This window comes from Blastopirellula marina DSM 3645 (assembly GCF_000153105.1).
Classification (GTDB): Bacteria; Planctomycetota; Planctomycetia; order Pirellulales; family Pirellulaceae; genus Blastopirellula; species Blastopirellula marina.
The window spans coordinates 3,128,166-3,148,484 of sequence record NZ_CH672376.1; the positions used below are offsets into that span (position 1 = coordinate 3,128,166).

The 20,319-nt window shown below is 57.8% G+C and carries 13 protein-coding genes and 1 pseudogene; 5 read left to right on the forward strand and 9 right to left on the reverse strand.

The window, feature by feature from the left end:
- Positions 1-94: 94 nt before the first annotated feature.
- The 9 genes and pseudogenes from DSM3645_RS14670 to DSM3645_RS14705 all read right to left on the reverse strand — a co-directional run bounded on the left by DSM3645_RS14670 (position 95) and on the right by DSM3645_RS14705 (position 14,488).
- Positions 95-3,898 carry a S8 family serine peptidase gene (locus DSM3645_RS14670; RefSeq protein ID WP_002652997.1) on the reverse strand — a complete coding sequence of 1,268 codons (3,804 nt, stop codon included), beginning with the start codon at positions 3,896-3,898 and terminating at the stop codon, positions 95-97.
- Between the two features lie 129 nt (positions 3,899-4,027).
- Positions 4,028-5,512, reverse strand: a complete 1,485-nt coding sequence (locus DSM3645_RS14675; protein ID WP_002652998.1) for a hypothetical protein — start codon at positions 5,510-5,512, stop codon at positions 4,028-4,030.
- A 34-nt stretch (positions 5,513-5,546) separates the two neighbouring features.
- Positions 5,547-6,917, reverse strand: coding sequence for a TIGR01777 family oxidoreductase (locus tag DSM3645_RS14680; RefSeq protein WP_002652999.1), 1,371 nt, complete (start codon positions 6,915-6,917; stop codon positions 5,547-5,549).
- Between the two features lie 135 nt (positions 6,918-7,052).
- Entirely contained in the window at positions 7,053-7,343 is a 291-nt protein-coding gene (locus tag DSM3645_RS31360; protein WP_002653000.1) for a fasciclin domain-containing protein, read from the reverse strand.
- Positions 7,327-7,545, reverse strand: a pseudogene (locus DSM3645_RS31810) (fasciclin domain-containing protein); the annotation flags it as partial. The gene DSM3645_RS31360 and the pseudogene DSM3645_RS31810, both read right to left, overlap by 17 nt.
- 365 nt (positions 7,546-7,910) lie before the next feature.
- Positions 7,911-8,927 carry an isocitrate/isopropylmalate dehydrogenase family protein gene (locus tag DSM3645_RS14690; RefSeq protein WP_002653002.1) on the reverse strand — a complete coding sequence of 339 codons (1,017 nt, stop codon included), beginning with the start codon at positions 8,925-8,927 and terminating at the stop codon, positions 7,911-7,913.
- 276 nt (positions 8,928-9,203) lie between these two features.
- Entirely contained in the window at positions 9,204-10,652 is a 1,449-nt protein-coding gene (locus DSM3645_RS14695) for a DUF1501 domain-containing protein (protein ID WP_002653003.1), read from the reverse strand.
- Positions 10,653-10,656: 4 nt separating this feature from the next.
- Complete coding sequence (locus DSM3645_RS14700; RefSeq protein ID WP_002653004.1) at positions 10,657-13,827, reverse strand: DUF1549 domain-containing protein; 3,171 nt, start codon at positions 13,825-13,827, stop codon at positions 10,657-10,659.
- Between the two features lie 166 nt (positions 13,828-13,993).
- Positions 13,994-14,488, reverse strand: coding sequence for a SixA phosphatase family protein (locus DSM3645_RS14705; RefSeq protein ID WP_050769384.1), 495 nt, complete (start codon positions 14,486-14,488; stop codon positions 13,994-13,996).
- 191 nt (positions 14,489-14,679) lie between these two features.
- Between DSM3645_RS14705 and DSM3645_RS14710 the strand changes: the two genes are divergently transcribed.
- The 5 genes from DSM3645_RS14710 to DSM3645_RS14735 all read left to right on the forward strand — a co-directional run bounded on the left by DSM3645_RS14710 (position 14,680) and on the right by DSM3645_RS14735 (position 20,247).
- Positions 14,680-16,305 (forward strand): Ppx/GppA phosphatase family protein, encoded by a 1,626-nt coding sequence (locus DSM3645_RS14710; RefSeq protein ID WP_002653007.1) that lies wholly within the window; start codon positions 14,680-14,682, stop codon positions 16,303-16,305.
- On the forward strand, positions 16,302-17,228 hold the full coding sequence (locus DSM3645_RS14715) for a CHAD domain-containing protein (protein WP_161603346.1): 927 nt from the start codon (positions 16,302-16,304) through the stop codon (positions 17,226-17,228). Before DSM3645_RS14710 ends, DSM3645_RS14715 begins: the two co-directional genes overlap by 4 nt.
- A gap of 48 nt (positions 17,229-17,276) precedes the next feature.
- A complete protein-coding gene (locus DSM3645_RS14720; protein WP_002653009.1) occupies positions 17,277-18,194 on the forward strand; it encodes a thiamine-phosphate kinase in 918 nt (305 codons plus the stop codon).
- Positions 18,191-18,691, forward strand: a complete 501-nt coding sequence (tsaE, locus tag DSM3645_RS14725) for a tRNA (adenosine(37)-N6)-threonylcarbamoyltransferase complex ATPase subunit type 1 TsaE (RefSeq protein WP_002653010.1) — start codon at positions 18,191-18,193, stop codon at positions 18,689-18,691. The genes DSM3645_RS14720 and tsaE overlap by 4 nt, the downstream gene beginning before the upstream one ends.
- A 224-nt stretch (positions 18,692-18,915) precedes the next feature.
- Positions 18,916-20,247, forward strand: coding sequence for an outer membrane protein assembly factor BamB family protein (locus DSM3645_RS14735; RefSeq protein WP_237564822.1), 1,332 nt, complete (start codon positions 18,916-18,918; stop codon positions 20,245-20,247).
- Positions 20,248-20,319: the final 72 nt, after the last annotated feature.

A 20,319-nucleotide genomic window follows, 5' to 3' on the forward strand; every position in this document is an offset into this window, starting at 1 on the left:
GCCTAAGGTTGGAAATGACGAAAGCCGAAATCAGATTGTCGAATGACCGACACGATTAGCAGCGCGTGCGCAGATTTGTCTGTCAGCGTCCATGCTAGAACGGCGCGTAAGCGTCGTTCTGCCGTAACAATCGCCACTGGTTTTCGTACTTCTGCAAGAACGCCCAATCCAATTCGCCGTAGATATCGGCTCGCTTTTTATAGAGGACCAGCTTGGTCGGCTCTTGCTTGATCAGCTTGTTGAGCAGCTCGAGCGCTTCTCCTTGGCGGTCCAACCGCCGCAAGCGACGATCGTGCACGAGCGCATATTTCACGTCAGTCGTATCGACCCACTGCGCAAGCTGCTGATAGGATTTTTCAAATAACTCGGCCCGTTTTTCCGCATCGGCTGGGCGTTTTTTGATTGCTTCCGGATTGTCGGCCAACGGATCGACCGGCAAATCCATGTAGGCGACCGCGCGACATTTGCGATAGAGCGCGTCCGTTAATAAGTCGCGCCGACGAGTCATCTCTTTTTCCCGCTCTTTTTCTTCCTCGGTTTTCGGATCATGTTTGCGACCGAAATATCTCGCTAGTTTGTTTTGTGGGATCAAGCGGATGATTTCGTCGGCCGCATCGACCACTTCCGGCAAATGCGTTTTGCGGTCATCACGATCCAATTGATGCAAACGGGCCTGGAGAACCTGCAGGTTCTCCGGCTCTTCGGCTAAAAGCGCGTCCGCTAAATCATTAAACTCGGCAGGATCTTTTTCTTTCGCCAAGCGAGCTAATTCGGTGACCCGCAGGTCAAATTGCTTTTCGGCGAGCGTCTGCTCTTTCGCTTTCTCGGTGGTCGCGGCTTCCTTGGGTTCGGGTGGCGCCGGAAAGTAAACGAGTTCAAATCCGCCGGGACGACGGCCAGAACCGGCGACATCTTTTTGCTCTTTGCCGTAGTAGATCTTGCCGAGGAATCGATCCCGCGCGCCGACCGTCTTCGGCAGCGAACTAGCCGAGGGACGACCGAGATAGAACGCTTCCATTTCGCCGTCGGCGATTTTTTGCGTGGCCAATTTGCCGGCGCCGCGGATCACCTGGTCGAAGCTGCGCCGGACGGGTAACGTCAATTTCGGGCTCAACTCTTGATCGAGAAAGATCGGCATCGCTTCCAGTTTCGCCAGGATTTCGCGGTCAAAGTGCCGGAAATAGAGCTGAAGCGTGTAGTCCCCTTTCGGCAGTTCGATGGATCGTCCCGAAACGCCGGTCCCCATTTGCCGCTTGTTTTTGTCATAGATCGTCCAGAGTCGGCCTGACCAGATCTCGAAGGCGTAGTCGTCGGACATCACCGACGGACGCGGATTCACCTCGCCGGCTTCGGCCATGTTAAACTCGTAGGTCAGCGTCAGGCCAAAGTTGCGACGTTGCTTGGGCAACAAGTCACGCTCTGCCGAGAGCGGCGTGAGCTCCGACTTCTTCGCTTCGACCACGCGTCGCCAGGTCGATAGCTCGGCTTTGGGATCCAGATGCTCCAGTCCCAAGGCGCCGATCACTTCGACCCGCTTCGCATAGTCGACGCCGTCAAAGACGATCGTTTGGTCGGTCGGATCCAATGAGTGAAACGTCAACTGGCATTCAACATCGGCGTCGCCCAAACTGTTCCAGTACTGCGCCAGGCAGAGCTCCATCGTGCGACCGGCGACGACGGCAAAGCTAATGTTTTTCACTTCCCCTTCCACAAATCGCAGGTAGCGTTGTTCTTCTTGGTCGCGGCTATCCTCTTGCGGCAGCAATTGCTTGGTGTGGGCGACCATCAGACGTGAGCCAGCGAATTCGCCGGCCGACAGCTTCAAGTCGGCCCAAGTCGCTCCGACCGGAACGTTAAAGAAGCGACGTTCCAACTGGCCCGCGGTCAATTTCATCGTCTCGCGCCAGACATGTTTCGACTTCATGGGGACGGTCTGCGTCACGGTGATCGGCACGCGAAACAGAGGACCGGCGGCCGCATTGTCGGCGTCGTATCCGCAGATTTCGCTGTAGTAAACCCCCGGTTCCAGCGACGTGGGATCAACTTCGATCTCAAATTCTCGACCGCCATAGGCGAGAAAGAAGACCTGCGGCGTTTTAATCCACGGAGCGTCGCATTCGAGACGAATCTTCATGTCGAACGAAGATTTGTCGGCGCTTGCGACCTCTTCCGGAAAGAGAGGCAGCACTTCGACTTTCGCCTGGGTCGGCATCGCCAGATCGACCGCTTCGCGTAGATAGAGTCCGCGTGCGTCTTCGTGCGTCGTGATCTTCACTTCATAGCGCAGACGAGCGTCGATCTGCGGCGATTGTTCGGCGAGCCAATCGTAGGCGGCGTCCACTTGCAGCAGTCCTTGCCCCATGACGAACGGACTTCCCTCTTGCAGGGCGCGGGCCGAGTTTTGGATCGCTCGTTTGACAAGCGTCGGTGAATAAGTGATTTTCGCTTGCTTCAGGGCTGACACCATCAGCGCCAATCCGCCGCACGCATTGGGCGAAGACATCGACGTGCCGTTCATCAGTTGTTTGGGAGTCAGCGCCCATTGCGAGACCGGCGCAATCGCGCCGCCGGGGGCGCAGATATCGACTCCCAAGTCTCCATCCGAGGTCGGCCCGCGTGAACTCCACGTGTAGGGAATCTCTTCCACCCTGTCCCGCAGCGAATAGCTAACTTCGGCCAGCTCGGGCGATACATACGCGCCGACGCCGATAATCGACGAAGTCGTTCCCCCGGGAGCGGTGACCGTCGTCAGCGCCGGGCCATCATTGCCGGCGCTGGCGACGAAGATCACGCCATGTTTGTAGACCAGTTCGTTTTGTAGCTCAGTCATTGGACCAAAATTCGGAATCGGCGTCGCGCCGCCGTAGCTCATGTTGATCAGATCGACGTTGTTTTCGATCGCGGCGATCATGCCCCGCGTTTCGCCGGTACCCAGCGAGTTTGATCCGACGCGGGTATCGCCGATCTTCACGGCGACAATTTGGGCGCCGGGCGCGATACCGTTTTGCTCAGGATGATCCGGGTGATAGGCGGCGATGATTCCAGCAACGTGAGTTCCATGGGTTCCGCAGTCGGTCACGACCGATAGCAAATTTCCTGAGTCATAGATGTTCAAAGCGTAGTTCAGCAGCCCTTCGTCATCGAACGTCGCGTATTGCCGTTCGGCGCGAAAGTTGGTCAACAACTTTTCGTCGTCCAATTGGCCATCTTCATCAGCGTCGATGGCGGCCCGCCAGGCTTTTCCGTCATAGAAGACGACACAGTCGTAGATTGGGCCGGGATCATCCCAGTTGTCGTGCGCCTTGTCCAGCTCTGTTCGCCGCGTCGTCAGCTCCTTCAACTCTTCTTTTTCCACTTCGCTTGGCTTGGGGTGGGCGATGTGAAACGCTTCGATTTGGTCGCTTAGCTTCGCCTGGACGGCCCGGAATTCTTCGTCCCAATCTTTCTTGCGTTCCTTCTTCAGGCGACTGACAAGTCCGCCGGGAAAAAGATCGTAGCCCCGCTTCATGCCCACGTGAAACTCGCCGCTGGGGCACTTCCATTTTTTCGGAATCGTCAACTTGCGTCCGGTCAATCCTTCGATAACATGTTCGTCGTCCATTTTGCGAACCGTCGACGTATCGATGTCGCCGCTCCCCGACGCGTCGACCATGTCGATGATTTTGGGGCGGCCGTCTGGCGTGGTTTGCAGCCCGACCGCTCCGGGATCGACGCCGGTATCAAAAACGGCGACCACAACGCCGCGACCGTCCGCTTCGGGATGCTGCTCTAGAAATCGGATCGCGCCAATCTCGGCCTTTGGCAGCAGACCATACTTGGGAAACGGAACCTCTTCGCCCAGAGCGACAGGCACGACAAACAAGCAGAGGACGATCGTCAGCAGCGAACGCAAAATCATGGCGGTCGATCGGTTGGAGAGGGAGGATTGTAGCGAAGATTTCAGGCGGGGCCTCCCTATCTTACCTCAGCCAATTGTGACCGGTGAGGGATTGCGGACAAAAACTGCGGCAGTTCGCCGATCGGGGAGTCAGCGGAAAAGCGGATTGGGAGCATAGTTTTTGATGTAACGTTTGACCGGAATTTTCCTGGCGGTATTTTCGCTGCTCATATAACGAATCTTGCCAAAAATCTTTCGCTCCGGGCCCCAGGCCCGGTCATATCTTCCTAGACACCAAAAGATGCCGCTGTACGAATTTGGGTTTCGGCCGTCGACGGCGTATTTGTTGTTGAGTTGAATCATCGCCGCCAACGCCTCTTCCGGCGTCGTCGACCACTCCAAAATCTTCTTTCCCCACAACATCCGCAGATAGTTGTGCATTCGCCCTTCGCGGACCAGTTGCGACTGGGCGGCGTTCCAGAGCTGGTCGTGCGTGCGCGAACTCTCTAGCTGCGCCAGATCGTAAACATACGGCCGGGGATCTTTTTGATGTTCTCCTAAGGTCACGAGGGCCCAATCGGGAAGGGATTGGTACCGATCGTAATTGCTCTCGCGCGAGCACATGTTGTAGCCGACCTCGCGCCAGGTGATCAGCTCGTCGAGAAAGCTCTCAGCGTCCGTCGACATATTCCACCAACCTTCACGCGAGCCGGTCGCTTTGTCGGCTAGGTGCGAAACGTTCCATGACTCTCGTTCGCTCAGTTGCACAAAAATGTCATGCGCCGAGATATGGCCGAAATGGAGATACGGCGAAAGTCCGCTGGCGGCGTCCGACTCCGGCGAATTTCGCTCTTCGCCGTAACGCAAAAGGCGGTCTCCCAGGAAACTGTCGAGCGTCTGTTGCGCGGCGACGCTTCCCCCTTCCATCACTGCGTCACCGACCGATTGGTCAATCGGCAATGCGTCCAGGGCTTCGGACGCGGCGCTCAACACCTCGGACGAAGCCGGCGGGTAGTTCGTCTGAATGTTGGCGATCAACTTGCTTGCCGCTCGCGGAATCTGGGCGTCTTGCAGCGGATCTGCTTGCGGAAAGTCGACGAGATGATCTCGCAATTGATGATGCAGAAATCGCCGGAAGCTGTGCGCCACCGTAAACGTGCGATCGGCCGCTCGCATCGGCAAAATACCGTTAGAATCAACCTGCTCTAGCAAAACGTCGACGCGTCGAGCGACTGCGCGCACCATCCGCGGCAAGAAGAAGCAAGGGAAGTCGTCGGTAACGATGACGCAGGACCTCGCCGCCAGCGCCGCGAACAATCCGTGATCCTCGTGTTTGCCTGGTTCGACATACGGGTAATAAAGTACCGGCGATCGCCGCAGCGCAGCGGCATTGTCGCGCATTCCCTGAAGGACAAATCGATGAAATCGCCGACTTGCCCAGGGATAGTCGATCCGTAGCGCCTCGAAGACGATCAGCGGCTTTTTTAGCTGCTGCGCCCAATCCACCGCGCGTTGCAGACTGAAATTGCAACGCGTGCGACGGTTGGCGATCATCCAATAGAGGACATAGTCGCGCTCGGTGCGAACCGGCGCTTCATTGCAGTTGGCGAGCCTAAGCGAAGGGAATTCTTCCAAAACGGCGAGTCTCTAGCGGTCATGCGTATCGAGGTTATCGTCCCAGAATTCGCCGCAGCGCCGGCTCTAACTCGGGGTCGCGAAACGTATAGTTCGTCTCCAACAAGCGGGCCGGCGTTACGCGCGCGCTGGCCAGCAGCAGATCATCCGCCATTTCACCCAGCGCCAGACGTGCAGCGAAACCAGGCATCGGAAAGATCGTGGGACGCTGTAAGACGCGCCCGAGCGTCTTGGTAAACTCGCGATTGGTCGCCGGATTAGGCGCTGTCAGATTGACGGGTCCGACCAGCTCGTCATTCATAAGACAGTGATGAATCGCGCCGATGACGTCATCCAACGTAATCCAGCTCCAAAACTGCTTGCCGCTGCCGATCACGCCGCCGACGCCCAGCTTAAACGGAAGCAGCATCTTGGCGAGCGCGCCTCCTTGCGGGCTGAGGACGACGCCCAGTCGGACGTTGGCGACACGAATGCCGGCGCTCGCGGCTGGCGCACAAGAGAGTTCCCAGGCGCGACAGACGTCTGGCAGAAAGCCTTCGCCGGCCAGGCTCGTCTCATCGACCGGCTGATCGCCGGAATCGCCGTAGTAACCAATCGCCGATGCACAGATCAGGCTTTTCGGCGGATTGGCGAGCGCGGCCAGCTTGTTGCTGAGGAACGTTGTGCCGTCGACGCGGGAATCGCGGATCTTCGCTTTTTGCTTTTCGTTCCAGCGCGAGTCGGCGATCCCTTCGCCGGCCAAGTGGACGACGGCGTCGACCCCGGCGAGCGAAGCCGCATCGATCTCCCCTTTTTTGTAGTTCCAATAGACGCCCTGCTTGTCGCGACTACGCGTCACCGGCACTACGTCGTGGCCGCCGGTCGATAAGAAGGCGGAGAGCTGTTTGCCGACGAGACCCGAGGCCCCGGTGATTGCGATTTTCATGGAGCGATTTTCTCGGTAAGGCTGATGAGCGGCGAGGTCGGCCAGCATGGTCGCATGTCGATAGCGAAACATTCGCTCTAGTTTGCCGGTGACGAAACTGCCTCCCAGCATTCTACCGAGCGACCCGCCAGGGGGCGAATATTCGACATGATCTTCCAAGTACGAATGGGTCGCGTCGATCGCGCCGAAGCGATGCTCATGATCCCAGTGGGCGAAGGGGCCAGAGAGTTGAACATCGCGGAACAGGCGGTTTTCGATCAGCTCGCGATGTTCGGCGACCCAGGTCACGCGAAACGGACCAATCTTGGTGATTAGTTTCGCTTGCGAGCCTGGCGCCAAACCCGGTTCGTACGACTGGACGGTCAGCGATTCCCAGGGAGGCGTCAAACGCTCTAGTGCGCCAGGGAGCTGATGCCAGCGAAAAACGACTTCGACCGGCGCCGGGATTTCGCTACGAAGTTGGAAGACTTGAGAAGGCATCGATCTTACATTCGGGGGCGATGAGATTGCCCTATCATAGCGAAAAAAAGTTCGCCCCGATCCGAGCGACTCTCTCCATCCCCTCCAGAATGGATCGAGTCGCCGGTTGTTCGGGGCGAACTTTACGCCATCGGGTTACTGGGGAATCAGCACCGTATCGATGACGTGAATGACTCCGTTCGACGTGACGATGTCGGCTTTCACCACTTTCGCCTTGTTGATCAAGACCGTGCCATCTTTGGCGGTGATCTTGATCGATGCGCCGGCCAGCGTATCGGCCGATTTCAGTTTCGCAGCGTCCGCGGCCATTACTTTGCCGGAGACGACGTGATACTTCAAGATTTTGGCCAGCTTCTCTTTGTCTTTCAGCAAGCTTTCGACGGTTCCTTTCGGCAGTTTCGCGAAAGCGGCGTCGGGTCGGCGCAAAGACGGTGAAAGGTCCTTCACCCTTCAGTGCGTCAACCAGACCGGCTGCTTGTACGGCGGCGACCAGCGTTTTGAAGTCGCCGGCGGCGACCGCCGTATCGACGATGTCCATTTGGGCTTCTTCCGCAGCGACCGTGGGGCGAACCAGCGAAAAGCAAGAAAGCAGCATGGCCGAAGCGAGAATCCAATGAAAAGCACGCATGAGTAAAGCTCCTGGTGGAATTGAGGGTACGAAGCGATTGGCCTGCGAAGTAGAAGAACCAAACGCTACGGATCATGGATCCGTAGTGCGAGTGTTTCTCTCTACTTGGCGTGGGCCGAACTTGGCAGCTTGTCATGACGCGTCGCTGACTACTACCAACCTTATAGACGCCCCGTTTTTATTGACCAGGCAGAAAAGTTGCGAAACGGAGAAGCTTCGCGGTTGTCACCGCGCATAAGCGAAGGCGTCCGAATCGGACGCCCTGTTTCGTTGGAGACCAACCCACAGCTCTTAGGCCTGGGCGCCGACAAGGTTTGCACAGTCAGGATTTATTGGCTAGATGTCCATCTCACGAGACAGGAACGCTAGCCCGAGCTGCCAACCGCACAGGCTTCGGCGACAGCTTCGGCAAATTTGGAGGTTCCCAATTTACCGCCCAGATCGCCGGTCCGAGTTGCTGGGTTTTGCAGGACCGAGAGCAGCGCGCTTTCGATGCGATCCGCGGCGTCGGTTTCGCCCAGATGTTTGAGCATCATCGTCGCACTTAGCAGCAGCGCGGTGGGGTTGGCCATGTCTTTGCCGGCGATGTCCGGCGCCGTGCCGTGAACCGCTTCAAAGATGGCGTAACCATCTCCATAGTTGCCGCTTGGCGTGACGCCGAGACCACCGACCAGTCCGCTGGCCAGGTCCGAGATGATGTCGCCAAACAAGTTCTCCATCACCAGGACTTCAAATTGCGTCGGGTCCATCACCAGCTTCATCGCGGCGGCGTCGACGATGCAGTCATTCAGTTCGATATCGGGGTACGACTTCGCCACGTCGCGGACGGTGTCGAGAAAGAGCCCGTCGCTTAGTTTCAAGATGTTCGCTTTGTGCACGCAAGTCACCGTTTTGCGGTGGTACTTGCGGGCCGTTTCAAAAGCGAAGATCGCGATCCGTCGCGAGCATTTTTCGGTGATGACACGCAGACTTTCGACGACGCCGGGAACGACGATGTGCTCCAAGCCGCTGTAGAGTCCTTCGGTGTTTTCGCGAATGACGATCAGATCGACATTGTCGTAGCGCGTTTTCACGCCGGGAATTGTTCGCGCTGGGCGAAAGTTAGCGTAGAGCTGCAGCTCTTGGCGCAGCCCGACATTGACGCTGCGAAAGCCTTTGCCGATCGCAGTGGCCAAGGGCCCCTTCAAAGCGACTCCTGTCTCTTTGATCGCGGCGATGGTTTCAGGAGGGAGCGGGCTGCCGGTCTTTTCCAGGGCGGTGACGCCGGCCAGACAAGGACGCCAATCGATGGTGACGCCTGCCGCTGCGATGATGTGTTGAACCGCAGCCGTAATCTCGGCTCCGATACCGTCTCCCTCGATCAAACAAACTGTATGCGACATGAAGCGCCCTCAGAATAATGGCTAGGACCCGCTCACTCGACGGCGAGTCAATCAGCGGATTTTCGAGCGACAACCGCCGCGGCCGCTGCTCGATTATTTGCGCTGCGATATCGCGCCGTCGAGGTCCAGTCGATCGGAAACCGCAGCGCGTGCGGGCAGAAACCGACGTAGCGGAAAGATGAGGTCCGCTACGTGATAGAGACGGAATGATGACTGCCGCTCTGGGGAATAATTTTTTTGGGCGTTTCTGTCAGAGATAGCGCCCTAGCGCGGCGCTCAGCCGGTGACCAACTTCATGTTCATTCCACCTTCGTTCACCGTCGGGCGTTCTGGACGACCCTTGTGGAAGTAGGTCAGCTTCATGTTGTCGAGCCCCATCAGATGGAGAATCGACGCATGGAGATCATGAACATGCATCCGATCTTCGATCGCGTGCAGGCCGATTTCGTCGGTCGCGCCGATCGTTTGGCCGCCGCGGACGCCGCCGCCGGCAAACCACATGGTGAAGCCGCTCGGGTTGTGATCGCGGCCGTTGCCTTGCTCGCTCATCGGAGTTCGGCCAAATTCGCCTCCCCACACGACCAGGGTTTGATCGAGGAGACCGCGGCGTTTCAGGTCGGCCAGCAAGCCGGCGACCGGTTTGTCGGACGAGCGGCAGTTGGTCCCATGATTCTTTTCGATGTTCGAGTGGGCGTCCCACTTGCTGCCGGTGCCGTGATACAGCTGAACGAAGCGAACGCCGCGTTCGACCATGCGCCGCGCCAATAGACAGTTGCGACCGAAGGTCTCGGTCTCTTTTTCATCCATACCGTAGAGCTGTTTGGTATCTTCCGACTCTTGCGTCAGATCGATCGCTTCGGGAGCATGCTCTTGCATGCGGAACGCCAGCTCGTAGCTCTTGATTCGTGCGTCGAGTTCGCTCTGGCCGGGATGTTCTCCGGCAAAGCCGCTGTTCATCCGGCTGAGATACGCGAGCTTCGACAGTTGACGGTTGTCGGTCACGCCGTCGGGATTTTGCAGATTTCGGATCGGAGTTTCACCGGGATGAAAACGGGTTCCCTGGTAAACCGCCGGCATAAAAGCGGTTCCCCAGTTGCGCGGACCGTTGACCGGCGTGCCGTTGTTGTCTTGCAAGACGACGAACGCCGGCAGGTTCTCGTTCTCGGTACCCAGGCCATAGCTGACCCAGCTTCCCAGTGAGGGACGACCGCCGATGATCGCGCCGGTGTTCATCTGGCAAACGCCGCCGGCGTGGTTGATTCCTTCGCCGTAGCAGGAACGCACCACCGCCAGGTCGTCGGCATGCTCGGCGATGTGCGGCAGCCAGTCGGAGACCCACAGGCCGCTTTCGCCGTGCTGTTTCCATTTCCGCTGCGAGGCGTAGAGAGGCGCTTTCCCTTCGCCCATCGCCAAAATAACCTTCTTGAACGAGCTGGGTAGCGGCTTGCCATGCAGTTTGTTCAACGCTGGCTTGGGATCGAACAGATCGATGTGGCTCGGCCCCCCTTCCATGAACAAAAAGATGACGTTCTTGGCGCGAGGCGCGACATGCGCCATCTGGTTGCTCTCGGCCAGACCGCCGTGATCGGCGCGACCTTCGCGAGCGAGCATCCACGCGAGGGCGAGCGAGCCAAATCCGGCGCCGGTGCGCAGCAGCGCTTGGCGACGATCAATGATTTGCTCGTGGTGAGGAACGCCGAATTGTTGGCAAACGGTCGAGGGCATGATGCTATGGCACGTAAAGGAATTCGTTGGAATTGAGCAAAATATGGCAAAAGTCGACCCAGGCGGCCGTGTCCGAGTTGATCGCCGAGTCGCCCGAGGTGAGGTCGACGCCTCCTTCGAGCGACGCCAGCGAGCCGGTCGGCTGGGCGAATTTCCAATGACCGACCACTTCGTTGACTTCGCCGGTCTGTTGGATCAACAGCTGATCGGGCGTCAGCGCCGACGGAACCGCGCGGACTTCGGCGACCAATCCGTCAAAGGAACAGCTTTTGGTGCCGGTGCGACCGCCGATCACAAAGGGGTAGTCGTTACGCAAACCGGCGATGATTTCGGTCTTCACTACCGCAGTTTGCAGCGGCGCCGTGGCCTCGGTCAGGTCTTGCACAAAGAAGTGAACTTCGGCGGCGCCGGAGTCGTCGCGCACGTACTGTACGCAAGCATAGTACGGACGTCCGAGCTCGAAGTGAATGCCGGACGGAATCACTTCATAGACGGTTTGGTCCAGCGAGTTGGCGCCGACCAACTGCATGATCAGGTTGCGCGGCGTGTAACGCGACTTCTCGCTGGTCACGCCAAAATTCCAACCCGGTTGGGTATTGCCGCCGTTCCACTGGGACGCGATCGTCCGCACCGAAGCGTCGGAGTAGATCGAATCAAGCTGCACGATCGATTCGACCGTGAAGGACGCGCCGGTAAAATCTTGCAAGCTGGCCGAGAGCTGGGACACTTCGGCGTCTGGTTTCAGATGAACGCCGGACTTGTCCAGTTTTTTGAGTTTGGCGATCGCCAGCGGCTTTTCTTCGGCCGCATGTTCACGCGTAATGGTCAGTTGCTGCTGAATGAAATTAAGAGCGCCTTCCAATTCGGCAGTCGTTGGGTTGCGGCTGAACGCGGATAGGTAGGCGGCGCGGATGCGATCTTCGTTGGTTTTGCCTGCTTTGCGAATGGTGGACGCCATTCGCTCGGCTTGTTGCAGCGGGAATGCGCCGTTGATCAATAGCAGGGATTGCGTCGGCGTCGTGGTGGTGTTGCGGGTCGCCGAACTACTGAAACGTTCGGGGAAATCAAACGCATCCAACAGCGGTTCGCGCGTATTGCGGATCACTTTCAAATAGACGCTGCGACGCGGCGTGGTGCCGCTGACGCTAGGACCGCCGGTGGTGCGATCCAACTTGCCGGCCGCCGCCAACATCGCGTCACGCACTTGCTCGGCCGACATCCGGCGAACCTGGCTGCGCCAGTAGGTGCGATTATCCAGGTCCAGCTTGTCCGCTGCGGCGGTGCGCGTCGTAGCGAGTTGATACGTCTCGGAGGTGACCAGCAGGCGAATCATGCTTTTCATGCTTCGCCCTTGGTCCATAAACTCTTGCGACATCCAATCGAGCAGTTCAGGGTGCGACGGAGGCGTTCCCAGATTGCCAAAGTCGTTGGGGGTTGCAACCAGGCCGCGGTGAAAACACCATTGCCAGAGTCGGTTAGCGATGACGCGGCTCGCCAACGCGTTATCTTCGCTGGTGATCCAGCGAGCCAATTCGGATCGTCGTCCCGTCGAACTGCTGGACGGTTCAATCGAAACCGGCGAAGCGTCAAGCACCGTCAGGAAATCAGGCGAGATCTCACCTAGCCGTTCTTTACCGGTGATATAAGTCGGCGGAGCCTGGGGACCGACGTCACTGACCGAATAGGCGGTTGGCAACGATTTTGGTTTTGGATGTTTGGCCAGTTCGGCTTGGAGCTTTTTATACTCGGCCTTCTTCTTGTCATCCCCCACATTTCCACGACGTCGGCTGATCTCCATCTCGACCTGCTCGTACGCCATTTCCGCGAGTTGATGTTCAAAGGGAGCACGCTGGTCGACCGGTTTGTTCATCATCTCCTGGATGTCTTCCGGAAACATTTCGGTCTGCTTTTTGATCGCTCCGGCGATGGGCGCTTTTTCCAGTTCGTCAATCTTCGTACGGATTTCACTTGTTTCCGCTTCCCACTTCGCGAGGGCCGCTTGGTACTCGGCGACTTCCTGTGATGAAGCGGCGGGACGATCGTCGCGCGGCATCAATGGTGAGAAAAAGGCTTGAAGCTGGAAGTAATCGCGCTGCAACAGCGGGTCAAACTTGTGATCGTGACACTTGGCGCAACCCATGCCCACGCCGAGAAAGACGTCGCTGGTCGTGTCCGTGATGTCATTCAGAATGATTTGCCACTGGGTGCGGACGTCGCGCTGGTTGTATTCGTAGATCCAATGCCGCAGAAAACCGGTCGCCACAATCGCATCGGGATTGTCCGGTGCGACTTCGTCGCCGGCCAATTGCTCCAGCACAAATTGATCGTACGGCTTGTCTTGATTGAAGCTGTCGATGACGTAATCGCGGTACCGCCACGCATGGGGGCGATAGGCGTCTTGGCGATAACCGTCCGATTCACCGTACCGCACCAGGTCGAGCCAATGGGTCGCCATGCGTTCGCCAAACTGTGGACTGTCGATCAGCGAATCGACCAGTTTCTCATACGCTTGGGGAGTCGGATCCTGCATAAACCGCTCCGTTTGTTCCGGAGTCGGCGGAAGACCCGTCAGATCAAAACAGACGCGACGCAGCAGCACCAACTTGTCGGCTTTGGCGTTGGGAGTGACTCCGGCGGCGATCTGCTGCTGGCGGATAAATCGATCGATCGGGTTGTCGTTCCAACGCGCTTCTTCCTGCTCCGGCGGATTCACTTTCGCCAACGGTTGAAACGCCCAATAATGGCGATCTTCGTCGGTGATCTTGTCTTTTGCGTTATGGCGGATCAGCGCATCATCGCCGCCGGGCCAAGGCGCTCCCATCTGTATCCACTTGGTCAGCAGCGCGATCTCGGCGTCTGGCAATTTGCCAGCGGGGGGCATCTCGAAGCTTTCGTAGTGGATCGCTTCGATCAGCAAGCTTTCTTCCGGCTTGCCGGGTTCGATCGCGGCGCCGCTATCTCCGCCGGCCAGCAGCGCTCCGCGCGAGTCGAGGCGCAGACTCCCCTTCTCGGACTCGTCGCTATGGCATTCGAAACAGCGCTTGATCAGCAACGGACGAATATCATGCTCGAAGAAAGCAGCTTGCTCTTTCGATATATCGTCAGCTTGAGCCGGCGTTTGAACTGCGAGGGTCAAACAACAGAAAAACGCAACTAGTAGCGTACGTGCGTTCATAGCTTCGCATGTTTGAGGCGGGAAGGAGCTACCGCAAAAATTAGCAGCGGTATTGAGGCAGGTATGCTACGGATTTTAGTCGTATTTGCGGAAAGCTGCAATTGAAATAAGAGGTTAACTGTTGTGAAAACGAGTAGTTTGCACCCTAAGCAAAATCGAAATTTTCCTAAATCAGCTCCCGAGGCCGGATAATTGATACAAATTTCCAATCTCCGTTTAAAAATGCCGACTGCCAAGTTGCTGCTTCGACGGTAAATAGGACCGCCATTCCGGTCGCCATTTCTAGCGATTCCCCCGACAGTTGGCTGGCAGCCATCTCCCAGCCGGGGTTATGTCCCAAAAAAAGCGCCGACTGACAGAAGCCGGGCAACTGGGCCGCGGCGCTCACGAGCTCCGAGTAGCCGCTGAGATAAAGACTCGAATCGAGCACGATTTGCGGTGTGGGAGAAAAGTTCTCACGCATCCGCTCCCAAGTTTCGACCGTTCGTCGCGCATTGCTGGCGACAACCATTTCCGGCGTCCAGCCGCGCTTTTGCAATTCGGCCGCGACCAGCGGAGCTGCGGCGCGTCCGCGTTCGTTTAAGGGACGCTCATGATCGGATGAGCCCTCTTTCCAGGAACTCTTGGCGTGTCGCATCAGGATGAGTCGTCGTTGGGGCATGGTTCGCATCGTTTCCAAATGGGGGAGGCTCGTGCAGTTCGAGTCGGCTTGCGGAAAGCGCTCCAGTTACCCAGTGACTGGGGCGCCGTGGTAAATTTGGTCATCGTGAAGAAGGGCGGAATTTGTTATCTTAGCCGTTGGAAAGTCTTTCCACTTCTAGATTTTTCGCTGGACGAAGAAGCCGCGAAAGGATGAAACGCCGCCGCATGAAGAAAATCGTCGACACGCCTCCCGATCTTCAGCTCTCGCCTGGCGACAAACTTGCTGCGATTGATATCGGCTCGAATAGCCTGCGTTTGGTGGTCGCCCAAGTGACTCCGGGGCCTGACTATCGAGTTTTGGACGAAGAACGACAGTCGACTCGCTTGGCGCGCAGCGTCAGCTCTACCGGCCGCTTGGACGAAGATTCGATTGAAGAGTCGCTCGCAGCGCTGCGTCGCTTTAAGAAGATCGCGGCCGGTTTTGAAGTCAAAACGATTCGTACAATCGCAACTTGCGCGGTGCGCGAAGCGGAAAACGGCGCCGAGTTTTGCGAGCGGGCGCTGCGTGACGTCGAGCTGGAGATTGACGTGATCTCGTCCGAGCAAGAAGCGCATCTCGCCTTTTTGAGCGTCGCCAGAGCGTTTGATATCACCGATCGCAACGTCGCCGTCGCCGATATCGGCGGGGGAAGCACCGAGATTATCCTCGCTTCCGCCGGTCACGTGGAAGAAATCATCGCAACGCAACTGGGCGCGGTCCGCATGACCGAGTTGTACGCTCCGCAAAACTCGCTCTTCCAAAGTGCGGAAGACTACGCTCGCATGACGGAGGAAATCGATCGCGAGTTAAAGAAGACCGTTCGCAAACGGCCGTTCGTGCCGCAAGTGATGTACGGCACCGGCGGAACGTTTACGACGCTCGCCGCGATGCAAATGGCGCAAAAGGGAGAAGTCGGTCAGCCGGAATGGGGCTATCGCATCACGCACGCCGACGTCAGCCATATGCTCGACATGCTCAAAAAGATGAACGTCAAGCAGCGCCGCGGAGTCGCGGGGCTTAGCGCCGATCGCGCCGATATCATCGTCGCCGGCTTAATCATCATTGATCGCATCATGGCCCGGCTCGATGTCAACATCCTACATGTCCATGATCGCGGCATTCGAGACGGGCTAATCATTTCGATGATTGATCCGACCGACGCCGCGCGGGTTTCGGAAGAAGACTCGAAGCGTGAGATGGAGTTTTTCGCTAAAAGCTGCGGCGTCGATATGCCGCATACGCTGCATGTCGCCAATTTGGCGGTTGAACTCTATCAACAACTGGCCGAACCGCTCGGTCTGGCGCCGGCCGATGCGCGGTTGATCTATGCGTCGGCGGTGCTGCAAGACGCCGGCTATCTGATCAACTATGAGAAGCACCACAAACATAGCTATAACCTGATTCTTAACAGCCAGCTGCCGGGTTTCTCGCGTCACGAACTTGAACTGATCGCCAACGTGGCGCGATATCATCGCGGATCAGCGCCCAAGAAAAAGCATCGCAACTTCACGCGCTTATCAAGCGAAGATCAAGTTCGCGTCCGAGCTTTGGCTTCGATCTTGCGATTGGCCGGGGCGCTTGATCGCAGTCACAGTCAGCATGTGCAATCGGTTCAGGCCGAGAAAACGCCGACGCAAGTGAAATTGCTGTTAGCGTCACAAGGAGATTCGGAAGTCGACCTCTGGGCCGCGCGCAGTCGAGCGGAGTTCTTTGAAAAGGTCTTCGATTTAGAAGTCGTCGTTTGCGTAGGAAAGCCGACGTCGACGAGCGCAAGTGCGGGAGCGCCGACAAGTTGACGATCAAAAAAGTGAAATGGCTCGATAGCGTCAAGCCAGACACGTTGGTGTCCAAGGTTGCGCGCACCGCGCTGCAAGAGCGTCTCGAGCTGGTCAGCTACTATTTGCCGCTCGCCGCGCGTAAAGCGGATGCAAATATCGAATACGTGCATCAGCTGCGCGTCTCGGTTCGGCGTTCGCAGGCGGCGTTGGAATTGTTTCAACCGCTCGAGCCGATGCGCCGCTCTGAGAAGCTGCGAAAGCGACTGAAGAAAATCAGACGCGCCGCGGGAGAGCCTCGCGATCTGGATGTATTTATCGCGCGCTTGACCGCCGATCATGAGAAGAGCGACAAGGTCGCGGTGCAAACGCTCAAACGAATGCGAGCGATGCGGAAAGAAGCGCAGACATCGCTGGTGGAGATCGCTGCGTGGGCGAAGGGGAAAAATCTCACACGCAAGTTTGAGCAGTTTATCCCGCGGATTCGCTGGCGTGACGCCGGCCCCGAAGATACGTTGCAGACGATTGGTCCTCTGTACTTGGATCCGGTCATGTTGCAGTTTTTCTATCAGGCCGAACAAACGTTGGCGGCGCCCGACACGCTGCATCAATTGCGGATCCAGGCGAAACGCTTGCGTTATGCGATGGAGTTGACCGCGGTCGCGTTTGACGAAGGATTTCGGCGAGATCTGTATCCCTATTTCGAGACGGTCCAAGATCGCTTGGGCCAAGTCAACGATCATGCGACCGCGATCGTTAAGATCGCTGCATGGGCCGAAAAAATAGAGGACCCGGTTGTCGTCGGCTACCTGCACGATGTTATGGCGCAGGAAGAAAAAGCGTACAGCGAAGAGTCGGAATCTTTTCGCCAATGGTGGACGACCGATTTGATCGCGGACCTCAAGCGTCGATTTGACCACTATCTGCGCGTCTCGATCGATTAACGTCGGTCTCTCTTGGCTGGTAAATCTTTTGCAGCGATAATGGATCCCATGGAAACAGAATTCATTCAACACCTGCGAAAGTCGCTCGGCTCGCACGATCGACTGCGCATCGGGTTGGGGGATGATGCGGCGATTCTGGACTGGCGGGATCGCGACGACTTGGTTGTGACTACTGACTTGATTTCGGACGAGATCGATTTTCGCCTGGCCGAAGTCGATCCGCGGCGCGTGGGACGCAAGGCGCTTGCGGTCAATCTTAGCGATCTTGCCGCAATGGGAGCAGAGCCGGTGGCCGTCGTCGTCTCACTGCTGCTGCCGCGTACTCCTCCCGTCGGAACAGCGCTCGAACTGGCCGTCCAACTGTACGACGGGATGCTGCCGCTGGTCGAGCAGTTTGACTGCATCCTCGCCGGAGGCGACACCAATAGTTGGAGCGGCCCGCTGGCGATCAACGTGACCGCGTTCGGTTCGTGCAGCGATCAGCCGCTGCTGCGCCGCGGCGCAGCGCCCGGCGATGTGATCCTGGTGACCGGCGAGTTGGGCGGGAGTATCTTAGGGCATCATTTTGATTTCACACCGCGTATTGCTGAAGCGCGGCGACTGACGCGACTGGGACTGGCGCAAGTTGGGATGGATATCAGCGACGGTTTGCTGCTGGATCTCTCACGGCTGCTAAATGAGAGCGAAGTCGCCGGCGTCTTGGATTTGACTTCGATTCCAATCTCCGACGCGGCGCATCGCCTGTCCGAGACAAGCGGCAGAACACCGCTCGAACATGCGTTGGCGGATGGGGAAGATTTTGAGTTATTGTTGACCGCTTCGCCCGAGCACGCGCAACAGATCGTCGCTGACGATTTGCTCGGTACGCCGGTGACGGCTATCGGAAAGATCGTCGCCGGCGCAGGAATGTGGGCCGATCAGGTGGGTGGAAAAAAACTGGAGCCGCAAGGATATTTGCACCAATGAATGACGTCGCCAATCGTCAGATCGAGTTGAAACTTTCGTCCGAAGTCGACACCGACCGGTTAGGTCTTCTGCTGGCCGAGCTGTTGCCGGATGGAACGACGATCGCCCTGTTGGGCACGCTCGGCGCCGGCAAAACGCGCCTTGTGAAAGCGATCGCCGCCGCGTGCGAAATCGATCCGCAGACCGTCATCAGCCCCACTTTCGTGCTGGTGCAAGAATACGACGCGAAGCGTCAGCTCTACCACATGGACGCCTATCGCATCAAAGACGATGACGAATTTCTAGAGTTAGGCCCCGAAGAGTATTTCAATTCGGAAGGTCTCACCTTTGTCGAATGGGCCGATCGCGTCGTCGGCTGCATGCCGCGCAGTTATGTCGAGATCGAAATCTTCGTCACCGGCGAAACCGAACGGCGCGTCACCATCGCCGCCCAGGGAAAAGCCCCGGCCGATTGGATCACGCAATTGGCGACCCGGTACGCGTCTTCCGCTTCATAGCCGGAAGCGCAGGTTTTGAGAGTGCCCTTTTTTCGAACCGCGCGAGCACTGGCCAGAGGCGCAAGCCGATGGAATACGGCTGGCCACTTCAATCGGAGTTGGAATTGCCGACCGCCTTCCATCGGCTCGCCCTCCCCTGGCGCAAAATCTAGTGTCGCACCGGCTGATTCTCGACTAAATTAGAGTCGTTCCCTCCCGCCGCCTCCCTCCATTGCTGAAATCTCATGACGCCTGACCGCCTGTTTGCCTGTGGAACGATCGTCCTCTCCCTCCTGAAACGATCCCCGAGGGCGCACATCGGTTTGGCGATGTTGCTCCTCAGCCTTTTCATGAGCGGCCAAACAGTCGCCCAGTCATCGACGGCATGGAACGAATTCCGCGGCCCGACCCAGCAGGGAATCTCGACCAGCGTGAAGCTGCCGACCGAGTGGGGCCCCGAGACCAACATCACCTGGCGGAAAGAACTGCCGGGCATTGGTTGGTCGTCGCCGGTGACGACGGAGGATCGGATCTATCTGACAACGGCCGTTCCCCAGGACGAAGGCCGAAAAGCCGATCAATCGCTCCGGACCGTTTGTCTTGACGCAAACTCAGGCGATGTGGTTTGGAACGTGGAAGTGTTCCAGCAGTCAGGCGAGACCGCTCCGAAGATCCATTCCAAGAACAGCCATGCCAGCGCGACGCCGATCGTTGAGGGGGCGTTCGTCTATGTCCACTTCGGGCACATGGGCACGGCCTGTCTTCGCAAGCAGGATGGCGCGATCGTCTGGAGCACGCAAGAGCACGCCTATAAGCCAACGCATGGCAACGGCGGGTCGCCGGTCCTGTTTGGAGACAAGCTAATCTTTAGCATCGACGGCAACGACAAGCAGGCAGTGATCGCGCTCGATAAAGAGACCGGCCAGGTCGCGTGGCGAACGCCGCGCAACGTGCCGGGCCTTCCCAAATATTTCGCCTTCTGCACGCCGCTGCTGATCGAAGTGAACGGACAGACGCAACTCATCTCGCAAGGGAGCGGCGCCGTCATGTCGCTCGATCCGCGCAATGGCCAAGAGATCTGGCGCGTCACTTATGGAGACGGCTACTCCGTCGTCCCACGTCCGATTTTCGCTAACGGTCTGATCTACGTCTGCACCGGCTACGATCGCTCGACCTTGATCGCGATGCGGCCAGACGGTCACGGAGATGTGACCGAAACGCACGTCGAGTTCATCCTCGATCGCAACGTCCCCTACAATCCTTCCCCAGTCGTGGTCGATGACGACGTCTACATGATCTCTGACAACGGCATCCTCTCGTGCGTCGATGGAATCACCGGAGACGTCCGCTGGAAGCACCGCATCGGCGGAAATTTCTCCGCGTCCCTGCTCACCGCCAACGGCCTGATCTACATGCTGGACGAATCCGGCAAGGCCACCGTCGTGCGCCATGCCGACCAGTACGAAGAAGTCGCCCAAAACGACCTGGCGGAACGAGCGCTCGCCAGCTTCGGCATCCACAACGACGCGATCTTATTGCGAACCGAAAAAGCCCTCTACCGCATCGAAAACAAGTAGTCCGCAGCGCCAGTTTTGAAGGTGCTCTTTTTCGAACCAAGCGACCATTAGCCAGAGACGCAAGCCGATGGA